This window comes from Nostoc sp. MS1, from assembly GCF_019976755.1.
Taxonomy (GTDB): Bacteria; Cyanobacteriota; Cyanobacteriia; order Cyanobacteriales; family Nostocaceae; genus Trichormus.
This window is the reverse complement of record NZ_AP023441.1, coordinates 3,640,509-3,654,305: the sequence shown is the minus strand read 5'-3', so window position 1 is coordinate 3,654,305 and position 13,797 is coordinate 3,640,509. Positions and strand designations below refer to the sequence as shown.

Below are 13,797 nucleotides of genomic sequence, written 5' to 3'. Positions count from 1 at the left end.
TTGCAAAAGGACACACTAACTGCCTAATGTGTCAAGATGATTATGATTTCAGTAATGAGTAGCTTGACTAAATAACTTAAATACTTAGTCAGCGAAAATACTACTACAGGAGGAATACTCATTGTCTAGACGTTATCTATTTACCTCCGAGTCTGTTACCGAAGGTCATCCAGATAAAATCTGCGATCAGATTTCTGATACTATTTTGGATACCTTGCTAACACAAGACCCTACTAGTCGTGTTGCAGCTGAAGTTGTGGTCAATACTGGCTTAGTATTAATCACAGGTGAAATCACCACTAAAGCTAATGTCAATTACGCTAATATTGCCCGGAAAAAAATAGCGGAAATTGGTTACATTAATGCCGATAACGGCTTTTCAGCCAACAGCACCAGTGTAATTGTAGCTTTAGACGAACAATCACCAGACATTGCTCAAGGTGTCAACACTGCTCAAGAAACCCGCGAACAGGATAGCGAAGAACTATTCGATACAATTGGTGCTGGCGACCAAGGTATCATGTTTGGTTTCGCTTGTAATGAAACCCCAGAACTGATGCCCTTGCCAATCTGCTTGGCTCATCGCATTGCTCGTAGACTCGCAGCCGTCCGCAAAACTGGGGAATTATCTTACCTACGTCCTGATGGCAAAACTCAAGTTACCGTTATTTACGAAGACGGTCGCCCTGTAGGTATTGATACAGTTCTCATTTCCACACAACACACAGCTACCATCGGTGATATTACTGATGAAGCCGCAGTCCAAGCCAAAATCAAAGAAGATTTGTGGAAGGCTGTAGTTGAACCTGTGTTTGGTGACTTGGAAATCAAGCCAGACCAAGATACACGCTTTTTAGTTAACCCCACTGGTAAATTCGTTATTGGTGGGCCTCAAGGCGACTCTGGTTTAACAGGACGTAAAATTATCGTTGATACCTACGGTGGTTACTCCCGACATGGTGGCGGTGCTTTCTCTGGCAAAGACCCCACAAAGGTAGACCGTTCTGCGGCTTATGCTGCGCGTTATGTAGCGAAAAATATTGTTGCTGCTGGGTTGGCGGAGAAATGTGAAGTCCAGTTAAGTTATGCCATTGGTGTAGCTCGACCCGTAAGTATTTTACTTGATACCTTCGGTACTGGCAAAGTCGATGATGATATTTTGTTGGAACTAGTCAAAGCCAACTTTGAACTACGTCCAGCCGGGATTATTCATAGCTTCAACTTACGCAACTTACCAAGCGAAAGAGGCGGACGTTTTTATCAGGACGTCGCGGCTTACGGACACTTGGGACGGAACGACCTAGATTTACCTTGGGAACGTACCGATAAAGCGGATTTTTTGAAGCAAGCTGTTAGTCACGCATTATCAGGCGCGATCGCCTAAATATTCGCTCGTAGTAAGGACTTTAGTCCTAATAATTAATTCAGTAATTCTATAGTATTAAGGGAGTATTTATTTACTCCCTTATTTTTATGTGTATGGTAGCAATAGATATACTGCTAATTGCTCCGTTACCGCTAACAGCTCCCAGCACTGATATAAAACATGGATTTAATATTTTAGTCTCCACCTCCATCACAACTGCTGCTATCACTACCATCACAGTCGCTAAAAGCAGAGTCTTGATTATTTAGTTCCCAAGCAGAATCAAATCCCCAATTACTATCACCAATAGTAGTTTCATTGAAATAGTAGTTAGATTTGTTATTATGCTGCTTTAAAGCATCTTTGATAAAAAATATAAATCCTACTAAACCTAGTAAACAAATAATTAAAATCACCATATTTTCAGGATATCCGTAACCTATGAGTATAAATTACTGGAATGTCTAGGCTATAATCTTGTATTAATTAACCACAGAGTCACAGAGAGAAAATTTATTGCACTATTTTAGTCTGGTCACGTCAATAGCCGCATCTCAAAACTTTCGTGCATTATGGTTTACGTCTAATATACCCTAGAAAATACTCATATTTTTCAGAAATAAAAAGTCAAGGGTATAGGGTGTAGGTCTTCAAAACCTTTGCACCCCTATACTCTTACACCCAGCCGCAACAAACAACCTTGGTGCATAAGCTATGCTTTAGATAGTCCGAGAGAATTGCTTGTCTTGCACATGATGATAAATATCAAAGACAACAGCAATATTTCTGACTAACAATCTACCAATTTCTGTGACTTGAATATATTTACTTGAGAGATTAACTAACCCATCAATTTCTAGGGGTTTTAATGCGTCTAATTCCTGGGCGAAATACTCATCAAAATTGATGTTATATTTCTGTTCAATTTCAGGCTTATGCAGATAAAAGTTAGACATGATGCACATAATTACCTCACGCCTGAGAATATCATCTGTTGTCAGTTTGATACCTTTACTAATAGGTAAAGTATCACTAGCTACTGCTTGATAATATTCTTTTAACTGCTTATGATTCTGTACGTAGGTATCATGCAGCATACTAATAGATGTTGCACCAAAACCTAATAGTTCTGTACCAGCGTGGGTAGTGTAGCCTTGGAAGTTGCGTTGCAGGGTGCGATTACGTTGAGCGATCGCTAATTCATCGTTAGGTTTGGCAAAATGATCCATCCCGATAAATAGATACTGGCTATTAGTCAGTTCTTCGATGGTCATTTTCAAAATTTCTAACTTTTCCTGTGGCTCTGGCAATGCTTCTACAGGAATATTTTTTTGTGCTGGTTTCAACCAAGGAACGTAAGCAAAATTAAAAACTACAATTCTATCGGGATCTAAGGCTACAGTTTTCTTTACTGTTTCCCGAAAACTTTCCAAGCTTTGATGAGGTAAACCATAAATCAAGTCTACATTTACACTGTCAAATTCAGCCGCTTTAATCCAACTCATTACATTAAATAACATCTCCTCTGGTTGGATGCGGTTAACAGCTACCTGCACTTGAGGATTAAAATCTTGAATACCAAAACTGATGCGGTTAAAGCCAATATCCCGGAGAAAGAAAATATATTCTTGGTCAACGTAGCGTGGGTTAATTTCGATGGAAACTTCTGCTTGGGGGTCAATTTGGAAATGACTTGTAATACTTTGCCACAAGAATTGTACTTGCTGAGGTTCTAAATAATTGGGTGTTCCTCCGCCCCAATGAACTTGCAAAACTTTTCTATCAGCATCAATCAAGTTGGCTGTATGCTTGATTTCTCTTACCAGATGCTCTAAGTAGGGTTTGGCAATATTCTTGTTATTGGAAATTACCGTATTACAACCGCAAAAGTAACAGGAACTTTGGCAAAACGGAATATGAAAATACAAAGATAGCGGTGAGTTACGCTGATTTGAAGTTGCGATCGCACTTTGATAATCGGTGGCGGTACATCCTTCAGCTAACTGTGTAGCGGGTGGGTAACTTGTATATCTAGGTGCAGGAGTGTCATATTTTTTGATCATATCTAGATCAAATTTGACACTAGGTGAAACAAAAACCATCAAAACCTCCAAGGTACTGCAACCACACCGCTTAATGTCGCTACAAGGGATTCAAAATACCTTAGAAATCTGACTACAAAATTCAACAACGCTGATCTACTGACTTGTTGAACTTTCGGCAAATGATATTTTGATTTCCGTCATAACTGACCAGTGGTTGGTTATATAGGTGTAGGGAAAAGCAATTTGTTTTTTGACGCACAGCAAATTGCCAAGACAAGCCTTATGCTCTAGCTGCTTTTTAGTTTAGATAGCAAAGCAAGAGTCTGATGTGTTGATTGAACCAAATGTGGGGAAAAGGGAAAAAGGAAAAAGTGTAAGGTGAAAGTTAATAATTTCTCCCTCATCTCCCCCCACTTCCTCATCTCTGTTCACATTACAGGCGCTTCTGTACTACCTGGGTTATGACTACTAGTCAAATTATTAAATACTACTTGACCCAAAGCTTTAATTAAGTTGCCTTCTAAGTCTGTAGCCATTTGCATATTGAATTGGAAGGCACTATTCGCTTCGGCAACAATTTGATCAGCCGTTGCTTCATCCACTGGTACAGAGTCTAATGCCTGACGATACTTGTCTTTAAATGCTTTTTTGTCAGGAATTTGCTCGAAGTTATAAAAAGATGTACCCTCATAGCCAGATAGCTTGAGGCTTGACTGAGCGACTTTTTGTAACATCTGACCACCGGAAAGGTCGCCCATGTAGCGGGTGTAGCTATGACCAATTAATAATGCAGGGTTGGTGGCAGAAAGTTCTCGAATATGCTTGATATAAGCTTGAGCGCTGGGTGAGGGTGAAATTAGGTTGCGCCATTCACTACCGTAATAAAACACCATGTCTTTTTCTAAGGAAGCTTGGCGATTTAGTTCGGGAAAATAAATTGGTGCGATCGCCGGATTGTTTATATGGCTCTTGATTGCTGCTTCTAGTTCGGTGTAAACAAAATACAAGTTGCTTAAAAATTTGGCGAAACTTTCTTTATCTACCACACCTTTCAAAAAACACTTCATGAATCCCACGTTTTCTGCTGCTGTGTGAGCTTTTTGAGTGCCAGAGCGCAGTTTGACGGCTAGATTGCTACTCATTGTTGCTTCCTTGTTATTCAATCGCCAGATTTTAGACAGCCGTATTTACCAACTTGGCCATCAATTTACGGTCAATACCAGAGTTCTCAGGGTTATTCTGGATGTAGAGAGGATATGTATGAATCTATCTAGCAATTACCACTGCCCATATAGATTCAAACTATTTTTAGCCCCAAGACTATTTAACTATTAATGTCTTTATAACTATACAGCTATTAATAATTTTTTATATTTCTCTTAATCTGTCGCAATAAAGCCAGAAGGGAGAGGATGTGTAATATTTAAGCGATCACGTAAAAAGATTTAGTCAAGGAAACGACAAAAATAGAAAGGCTTGAAAGGTATTTCTAAATTTATTAGTTGTGTACTCTGTATCTCAGGAGATGAAGAAAGGTTGTATCAAAAGACAGCTTTTCATTAATTATAAAGGTGCGATAAGCGCAGCTTAAGCCTTTGGCTATCGCTTAATTAAAATTACTGTGATTCTAATTTAGCAACTCGTGCTTCTAATTTATTAACCTGTTGTTTTAATTCCACTACCAAAGTCGCCAACCTATCAAACATCTGATCTCTTTGCGTTGATGATAAGTTTCTTCTAGAACCAGTGGGTGTAATTGTGGTTCTGGGAGCAGATGTCGTTGGACGTTGACCAAGTTGTACTTCTATTTGGTTTAATCGTGATAGAACGTTTCTATAATCCGCTTCTAAATTGTTAATGCGGGAGTCAATTTGCTGTGATGCTGCTGGAGTAGATAATAAACCCAAGCAGATGACAATTATGAGAGTAATTGTAAATAACCATTTACGAAACATTTGACCTACTCCTTTGGGGAGTAGATTGGTGAAATGATTATTTACTCGACTCCCCTATTTCTTTGGTATGATTTAGCGGTCAGGTTTTAAGTTGGTAAATAAATGCTGCCAATCAATCGATTGGACAATATTTGTACCTTCCTTAACCTCAAAGGTGACATTACATACCTTTTGTTGTAGCGATCGCACACACAACTGTGCCACATCCTCACGGCTGATTTTCCCTCTAATATTATCACCCTGTTCAACGATCAATTCCTTACCTCCTGCTTCTTCCGTTAAAGCACAAGGTCTAATAATAATGTAAGGAATCCCACTTTCTCTTAAACTATCTTCTCCCTTTAACTTCCAAGTTAAAATCCCTCCCAACTGGTCATTTAATCTCACGGCTGGGGGTTCTTCATCTAAATTAATTCCTGGTCTTCCTGGACGAGTAACACCTGCGGAACTTACAAGAACAAATTTTGGTGTATTTGTTCCACTGTAAGCTTTGATAGATTCTACCTGTAGCGCAAAATTACCTGCACAGAAATGAGGATTTAAAGCACCGTCATATTCAAACTTACTCAACATCAATTGAAAAGAATTAACCTTACTACTATCAATTGGTGGCGCATCATTGACGGTTTTTGCTCGAAATACCGGAACCAAATCGGCAAAAGGTACGCGGATATTTATCCAAGTGTTAGCAACAGTATCAAAAGAATAGCTATATCCTAGCCCATCCCATTTAGTATCTGTCCGCAGAAATAATTTGTAACGCTGACCGTCACCTTTGACTCGTAATTCTACACCTTCATAACCAGATAAATTAAATGCCGGGTCAAAGTTTCTGGTTCTCACAGAAGCAAAGCCGCCAGAGTTAGCTGTGGAAACATTACCAGCAAATAAAGCGGTATTTTCTACCAATTGAATATTACTAGCACTCACGCCTCCCATGACCACATCATCAAGCGCACCCCAAATATTTTTTAGTTCTGCTGATGGGTGTGTAAAGTCAAATATGACTTTTTCACTTGTTGCTGGTAAATATTTTGCTGCGGCTGTAACTAAATTTTTCACTCCTTGATATTCCACATTTTCTGGAGTGTCCCCAACAATTTCTGGCTGGTAAAATTTCACACCTTGATAATATTTGGCTCTATCTGCTGTGTCTCCTTCCACTGGTTGCACACGTACTGCTGTACAACAAACAACAGCTTGCATGTTAGCCATGACAAGAGGAGTTAGAGTTTCTGGTTTAGTAATGTCTGCGACCACTAAATCAATATCATTACCTAAAATCGACCTAGCTTTATCAATATCTCGTACCAAGGCGCGGACGTTATTACCCTGTTTCCTCAGTTTTTCTACCACTCGTTTACCAACACCACCCGTTGCACCTGCTACCAAAATTACACCCATGTTTTCGTCTCCATTGGTTCGAGGTCTTTCATTCTGAGGACGACCCAGAATTAACCGTTGTATGCAGTTCAAAAAAGGAATAACCTCGAAGTAAGTCAGCGTTTCAATAAACCTACCTAAGTCCCATTGAGAACGATTTTTATTAGTCACAGTTGCGTCCTCATAATTAGCATCTTGCTACATGATAGCGATTGGTGGGTGTGGGTAGTGATGAGGGAGATGAGGGGAATAATTATGATCTTCTACTTTCTATACACTGTGCCTTGTCATATCATTTTGCTGAAGCAGGTTAGGATACTTAAGTGGTTATTATTAATTGAATAGAAATATAATTATGAGTCAACTGGAAAAAGCTCAGGCTGAGTATGAAGGTTTTATTCAAGAGTTTGAAAGTGCTGTAATTAGCACTATATCTAAGGAGGGTGTCCCAAATGGGAGTTATGCTCCTTTTGTTATAGATGATGCTAAAAATATTTATATTTATGTAAGTGGTCTTTCTACCCACACTAAAAATATTGAGGCTAATCCTCATGTTAATGTTTTATTTATTGAGGATGAAGCAAAAGCTAATCAAATATTTGCCCGTCGTCGTTTAAACTTTGATTGTACAGCTAGGCTGATTGAGCGCGAATCTGCAACTTGGAATCAAATAGTTGACCAATTTCAAGCACGTTTTGGTCAAATTATTGAAGTATTACGCGGCTTGGGTGACTTTCGGATTTTCCAACTCACCCCTCATGAGGGACGTTTTGTCATTGGGTTTGGTTCAGCTTATCACATTAGCGGCGATCGCCTAGATCAACTTGAGCAAATCACAAGTGAGAAAGGATAGTCATTAGTCATTAGTCCATAGTCCATAGTCCATAGTCAACAGTCCATAGTCATTAGTTTTTCTCCCCCTACTCCCTCATCCCTCATCTCCCCCACTCCCTACTCCCTAGTTAATATGCTTCAGTTTCAACCTCCTGGGTTTGGTCATAAAGTCATCCATACATCCTTGGGAGCAATGGTTTACTATACTCAAACGGCTGCTCCTTGGTTGAATGCTGATGAAGATTTACCACCGTTATTGTTTCTCCATAATTTTGGCGGGGGCGCGTCTGCTTATGAATGGTCTAAGGTATATCCGGCTTTTGCAGCTACACACCGCATCCTCGCACCTGATTTAATTGGCTGGGGAGAGTCTGCACATCCTGTAAGAGATTACCAGATTCAGGATTATCTTACGGCGATCGCACAATTCATTAATCAAACTTGTCACCAACCAGTCAAAGTCATCGCCTCTTCTTTAACTTCGGCTATAACTATTCGTTTAGCAATTACTCAACCCAATTTATTTGATTCACTATATTTAGTTTGTCCCTCTGGGTTTGATGATTTTGGTCAAGGTGCTGGACGCAGGCTACCATTATCTGTAATTAATACACCTTTGTTAGATAATTTAATTTATGCTTTGGGTGCAGAAAATGAACTGGCGGTAAGAAATTTCCTGCAAAGTTTTCTGTTTGCTCAACCGCAACGAATTTCGCAAGAAATAGTAGATGCTTATTTATATTCTGCACAACAGCCTAATGCTAAATTTGCCGCCTTGTCTTTTCTCAAAGGCGACCTTTATTTTGACTTGAGTTTATATATCCAACAATTGACAACTCCCACCGTCTTTTTCTGGGGAGAGAAAGCCCAATTTACTAGTATTAAATTAGGCAGACGCTTGGCTAGTTTGAATCCTGGAGTGATTAAGAAATTTTATGCGATCGCTGACACAGGAGTACTACCCCATTTAGAACTGCCAGAAGTCTTCATTGGCTTATTACAAAGTTATGTTTAATAGCATTCACAAAAATATAATGCACATGCAACCGCCCAACATATACTCAGTATTCAGAAATGAATCTATCGTTTCAATGACGCTAAAAGTATAAATAATAAAGTTGTCATTAGAATTGCTGTGATTATTTGATTATATTCATAGTTCCTAAAAATAAAAAAGGTGGGTATTACCCCACCTTTAATATTAGGAACCTAACGCTTTAGCCGTTTGTTCTTTATTTAACTTGAGGATTAAAACGCCTAAAGGTGGTAAACATAAATCCAGTGAATAAGAACGATTGTGCATTGACCAATCATCAGTCCACTTACCACCTAAGTTACCCATGTTGCTACCGCCATATTGACGTGCATCGCTATTGAATAACTCTGTGTAAAAGCCTTTCTCTGGTACACCAATACGATAGTGAGAATGGGGTTGGGGTGTAAAGTTACAAACGACCACCACAAAATTTTCAGTGTCTTTATCACGGCGGATAAAGGAGACTACACTATGGCGATTATCGCTACAATCAACCCACTCAAATCCTTCTCTAGCAAAGTCTAAGGTGTATAAAGCTGGTTCAGAACGATAAAGTTTATTCAGTTCTGCAAAGAACGTTTTCAATTGTTGATGGGGTTCAAATTGTAATAAAGACCACTCCAAATCAGCCCAGACATTCCACTCACTCCATTGTCCAAATTCCATGCTCATAAACATGGTTTTCTTACCTGGGTGAGTAAACATATAGGTGAATAAACAACGCACATTTGCTAATTTCTGCCATCTATCGCCCGGCATTTTACCGATGATATTGCTCTTGCCATGTACGACTTCATCGTGGGACAAGGCTAGCATGAAGTTTTCGCTGTGGTTGTACCACATACTAAAAGTGATGTTGTTTTGATGGAACTGCCTAAACCAAGGGTCCATGCTGAAATAATCCAGCATATCGTGCATCCAGCCCATGTTCCACTTCAAGTTAAAGCCTAAACCACCTGTATAGGTAGGCCAAGACACCATCGGCCAAGATGTAGATTCTTCAGCGATGGAAAGAACACCTGGGAAATAACTAAACAGTAGATGGTTTACTTGACGCAGAAAGTCGGCAGCTTCTAAATTTTCTCTACCGCCATATTGGTTAGTTACCCATTCTCCTTCTTTGCGGCAGTAGTCAAGGTAGAGCATGGAAGCCACAGCATCAACACGAATCCCATCAATGTGGTATTTGTCGAACCAGAACAGGGCATTTGCTACTAAAAAGTTACGTATTTCGTTGCGGTTGTAGTTGAACACCAAAGTACCCCACTCTTTATGTTCGCCTTTGCGGGGGTCAGCGTGTTCGTACAAATGAGTGCCATCAAAGAAAGCTAAACCATGTCCATCTTTGGGGAAGTGACCCGGAACCCAATCGACAATTACACCAATGCCATTTTGATGACATTGGTCAACAAAATACATAAAATCTTCAGGGCTACCGAAACGCGAGGTGGGGGCGTAGTACCCAGTGACTTGATAACCCCAAGACCCATCAAAAGGATGTTCGGCAATTGGTAATAATTCGATGTGTGTGTATCCTAATTCCTTAACATAAGGAATTAGTCTGCTGGCTAATTCGCGGTAGGTTAAAAAACGTGAACCTGGCTTTAATTCGGAAGCAATGACTACAGGTTCGGTTTCGCCATTAGGTAACTTAGCTGGCTCGGCACTTGCACCATGTAACCAAGAACCTAAATGCACCTCATAAACTGAGATGGGCTGAGTCAGGGGATCTGTATGACGACGATTTTCTAACCAGTCTTCGTCGTTCCATTGGTATGAGTTTAAATCGCTAACAATTGAAGCTGTTTTGGGGCGTGCTTCTTGTTGGAAACCATAAGGATCAGATTTTTCGTAAATGTGACCTGCAAGATTTTTTATTTCATATTTGTAATGCTCCCCTACGCCTAGTTCGGGAATGAATAATTCCCAAACACCTGTGGGGCCTTTACGCATCTGGTGTTTGCGTCCATCCCATTGGTTGAAGTCTCCCAAAACGGAAACGTTGCGAGCATTGGGGGCCCAAACTGCAAAGTAAACGCCTTTAACTCCATCTACTTCTGTGGCGTGCGCTCCGAGTTTTTCATAAATGCGGTGATGATTACCTTCGGCAAACAAATGTAAATCAAAGTCTGTCAGACGAGGGGAACGAAAAGCATAAGGGTCATAAGTGACACGCTCATGTTCTCCCTCTTTAATTTTTAGTTGGTAGTTGGATAGCTCAGAAGTTTCAATGGTACACTCAAAAAAGTGGGGGTCATGTACCGTTTGCATGGGGTACTCTTGCCGTTGTTCTGGTAGTACTACCCAAGCTGCACTGGCGTTTGGTAGATAGGCTCTGACAACCCAAACGTTTTTACCGTTTTGTTCTATGGGATGAGAACCCAGTATTTCAAAAGGATCATGATGCTGGTTCCAGACGATGCGGTTAACCTGTTCAGGGGCGATCGTGGTCATGGACATGAAGCTACCTAAAAATAATAAACTGGTTGACTAAATTGGATTTTGTATATATCTATTCTTTACATTTATTTGCAATTTTGTCGCCACCGTTATCGTATCGCACAATGAGCGAAGCAGACGCTTAAAGTCAGGTATTGAATATAAGCGATCGCTCTAGTGCAGATTAAAGACGATGATGAATGCTAAAAATAATCAAGCTCTATATGCAATTTTAAAGATGTGATGAAGATTGCTGGAGATAATTATAATTATATAAAGAATATGTAATTATTACCTCGTTCAAGCTCAGACTCGGCACAATGGCCCAGAACATTAAAGTTTTTAGTGGGTAGCAAGCAAAGATAGAAGCTAATGCTGAGTTGCAAGATGACGAGGTATGTAACTATGAATTTTCTCTCTCCAAAAAAGCAATCATCAATGGCTATAGTTGGGTCATTAGTGATAACTCTAGGATTAGAGCTAACTGCTGGGGCTAATACATTTAACCCTGCGCCTCTTTTTAGTAAAGCTGCTAACTACTCTACGAAGATTCCGAGAAGTGGTGGTGATGCAGATGCTGCTGATATTTATTACCCAGTTGTCCCCAAGACCAATAAAACTACACTACCCATTGCGTTATTGTTGCAAGGAGCGCTGGTTGACAAATCTGATTATTCAAAATTCGCTAATACCGTAGCACGTTATGGGTTTGTAGTAGTGATACCTAATCACACTAGAACTGCAAAAAGCCCAAGGCGTACAGTGACAGGTTTACTCTCTGAAGAACTACAAATAAATGATGTTCTAGCTTATATGCAGAGTGAAAATTCTCGTTCTGCATCACCCATTGCTAATCAACTCGACCCTAAAACACTAGTCTTGCTTGGTCATTCATTTGGCGGAGCAGTAGGAATTGCGGCAATTCAGGGTAAATGTTTTGCTATCTTCTGTACAAAAGATTTTTCCCGACCTGATGAATTGAAGGCTGGAGTGTTTTATGGCGCTAACTTCTTGATGGGTCAAAATAGCAAAGACATTCCTGTAATTGAAAATGATGGTGTCCCCATTGCTTTGGTGCAGGGGAATTTAGATGGCGTGGCAAAACCATCTAGCGCCCAAATAACATACGAAAAAATTCAAGACCATCTCAAGGCATTAATTACGGTTGTTGGTGCAAACCACTATGGCATTACCAATGCAGATAACTCCAAGCGCGAACCTAACAGACCGACGCTAGAGCAAGAAGTGTCCATAGAAACCATCGCTCGTTGGAGTGCGCTGTTTTTACGTGCAACAGCACTCAAAGATAAACAAGCATTTGATTATGTATTCAACTCAGGTGATGCGTTAGACCCAAATGTCAAACGGGAAGAGCCTTGAGTGTTAACTGTTGACTAACGTTTACAGATTTAAAAAGGGGAAAAGTTTTAGAAGTACGCTACGTATCCTGATCAAGAATATGTTTTGACGGATGTTTGGGTCTAGTTTTCGGGGTGGGCTGGTTTGTAGCTGATCTTGGAGTTGGACGTATTCGGCAGCCGTTAGAAGGGAACCATCTATAGGCGATCGCGCATCTATAATAATTTCTGTACGTAAGATTTCTTCTGGCGTATCTTCTGCTGGTGGAAATGCCATGACTAGATTTCCCCAGTTACTACTCAACCAAACCAAAACACTACTACTAATAGTTAAAGTTAGCAGCCTCATCCACTTTATAGAAACTTCAGTAAAGTTCCTCATAGATACCATGCAATACCTCTTTTTACTGATGTTTTAATTTTATTTCTCAAGAGCATAACTCTTTGCTGAATACCAGTAGGCTGTTAATTGATTCCGTGTAGTAGAAATAGAGACTAGCGTTGTGTATCTGTGAATTATTAGCTGTATATTTACCAAGCTACTACCTAGAAGTTTTATTTTGAAGAGAAGAAACTTATCCAAGTAGTACTCTTGTAATATATTTAATTTTCTTATGTATTTAAGACACAATAACATTCAAGTCTAGATTTTTGAAAATAATAATTATATGGACACTAGGGTCAAGTGGAAACCTGATCACTAGTGTCCTTAAATACAACCTTACCTAAAATTTGTGTTTGAGTACGTTCTTAGTGAGATTTTGACGAGTTTTAGCTATGCAATCAGGCAGTGTTTTTGTTCAAACTCGATACCTTTAGCAAGTAGCAAGCTCTTGTCACAAATCCTTTTTGAGAACTGTATCAGCTATCTAAGGAGTAGTAGTAGGACTAGCGGTTGGGGTAGCCGCAGGGGTAGTAGCCGCAGGGGTAGTAGCCGCAGGGGTAGTAGCCGCAGGGGTAGTAGCGGCTCCGGTGTCAGTTGGCTCACCTGTAGCAGCAGGGGTGGTTGTGGTGTCGCCACCGCCGCCGCCGCCGCCTTCGCAGGCTCCGAGCAATGCAGCCAGACTTAACATTAGAGCAAAACCGAAGATTTTAGTTCTCATAACTCCTCTTTCACCAATTGTGGCAATAAAATTTTTCGCCTGTTGAATACGATAACCTATTTATTGCAGCTTTTTAAAACGTTATATATTACATATTTATTTGATTTAGTTATTATGTACAAGACTGATTGGTAGCATTTGGATTGAAAAGACAGATGTGGACACTGCTGAGTGTCACCATTGAAAATTAATTGTGCTTCCTTTGCTTGTGCTTTGCTGTTATATATCTGGTATTACCAGTCTTTCTCAGGCTGAGGAAGATTTTAACCTTAGCAAAA

The 13,797-nt window shown here is 39.9% G+C and carries 12 protein-coding genes; 4 read left to right on the top strand and 8 right to left on the bottom strand.

The window, feature by feature from the left end; all coding sequences use genetic code 11:
* Positions 1–121: 121 nt before the first annotated feature.
* Entirely contained in the window at positions 122–1,384 is a 1,263-nt protein-coding gene (gene metK / locus NSMS1_RS15795) for a methionine adenosyltransferase (RefSeq protein WP_224085493.1), read from the top strand.
* 176 nt (positions 1,385–1,560) lie between these two features.
* Here metK and NSMS1_RS15790 read toward each other — a convergent pair whose 3' ends face one another.
* From NSMS1_RS15790 to NSMS1_RS15770, 5 genes are all read right to left on the bottom strand, one after another.
* Complete coding sequence (locus NSMS1_RS15790; protein ID WP_224085492.1) at positions 1,561–1,785, bottom strand: hypothetical protein; 225 nt, start codon at positions 1,783–1,785, stop codon at positions 1,561–1,563.
* 300 nt (positions 1,786–2,085) lie between these two features.
* Positions 2,086–3,468 (bottom strand): oxygen-independent coproporphyrinogen III oxidase, encoded by a 1,383-nt coding sequence (gene hemN / locus NSMS1_RS15785; protein ID WP_224085491.1) that lies wholly within the window; start codon positions 3,466–3,468, stop codon positions 2,086–2,088.
* A gap of 371 nt (positions 3,469–3,839) precedes the next feature.
* A complete protein-coding gene (locus NSMS1_RS15780) occupies positions 3,840–4,553 on the bottom strand; it encodes a heme oxygenase (biliverdin-producing) (RefSeq protein ID WP_224085490.1) in 714 nt (237 codons plus the stop codon).
* 474 nt (positions 4,554–5,027) lie between these two features.
* On the bottom strand, positions 5,028–5,366 hold the full coding sequence (locus NSMS1_RS15775) for a hypothetical protein (RefSeq protein WP_224085489.1): 339 nt from the start codon (positions 5,364–5,366) through the stop codon (positions 5,028–5,030).
* Positions 5,367–5,438: 72 nt separating this feature from the next.
* The gene (locus NSMS1_RS15770; protein ID WP_224085487.1) at positions 5,439–6,920 is read right to left on the bottom strand and encodes a CIA30 family protein; all 1,482 of its coding nucleotides are present in this window, start codon (positions 6,918–6,920) and stop codon (positions 5,439–5,441) included.
* Between the two features lie 184 nt (positions 6,921–7,104).
* On the opposite strand from NSMS1_RS15770, the gene NSMS1_RS15765 reads away from it, so the two are divergent.
* Both NSMS1_RS15765 and NSMS1_RS15760 read left to right on the top strand, forming a co-directional pair.
* Positions 7,105–7,602 carry a HugZ family protein gene (locus tag NSMS1_RS15765; RefSeq protein WP_224085485.1) on the top strand — a complete coding sequence of 166 codons (498 nt, stop codon included), beginning with the start codon at positions 7,105–7,107 and terminating at the stop codon, positions 7,600–7,602.
* Positions 7,603–7,716: 114 nt separating this feature from the next.
* Positions 7,717–8,598, top strand: a complete 882-nt coding sequence (locus NSMS1_RS15760) for an alpha/beta fold hydrolase (protein WP_224085484.1) — start codon at positions 7,717–7,719, stop codon at positions 8,596–8,598.
* 186 nt (positions 8,599–8,784) lie between these two features.
* Here the strand turns inward: NSMS1_RS15760 and glgB are convergent, their stop codons facing one another.
* Positions 8,785–11,079: a 1,4-alpha-glucan branching enzyme gene (glgB, locus tag NSMS1_RS15755; protein WP_224085482.1), complete on the bottom strand. Its 2,295-nt coding sequence runs from the start codon at positions 11,077–11,079 to the stop codon at positions 8,785–8,787.
* A gap of 384 nt (positions 11,080–11,463) precedes the next feature.
* Here glgB and NSMS1_RS15750 point away from each other — a divergent pair, with 384 nt between their 5' ends.
* The gene (locus NSMS1_RS15750) at positions 11,464–12,438 is read left to right on the top strand and encodes an alpha/beta hydrolase family protein (RefSeq protein ID WP_224085481.1); all 975 of its coding nucleotides are present in this window, start codon (positions 11,464–11,466) and stop codon (positions 12,436–12,438) included.
* Between the two features lie 21 nt (positions 12,439–12,459).
* Here NSMS1_RS15750 and NSMS1_RS15745 read toward each other — a convergent pair whose 3' ends face one another.
* Both NSMS1_RS15745 and NSMS1_RS15740 read right to left on the bottom strand, forming a co-directional pair.
* Positions 12,460–12,798 (bottom strand): hypothetical protein, encoded by a 339-nt coding sequence (locus tag NSMS1_RS15745; RefSeq protein ID WP_224085480.1) that lies wholly within the window; start codon positions 12,796–12,798, stop codon positions 12,460–12,462.
* 487 nt (positions 12,799–13,285) lie between these two features.
* Positions 13,286–13,519, bottom strand: a complete 234-nt coding sequence (locus NSMS1_RS15740; RefSeq protein WP_224085479.1) for a hypothetical protein — start codon at positions 13,517–13,519, stop codon at positions 13,286–13,288.
* Between the last annotated feature and the right edge of the window lie 278 nt (positions 13,520–13,797).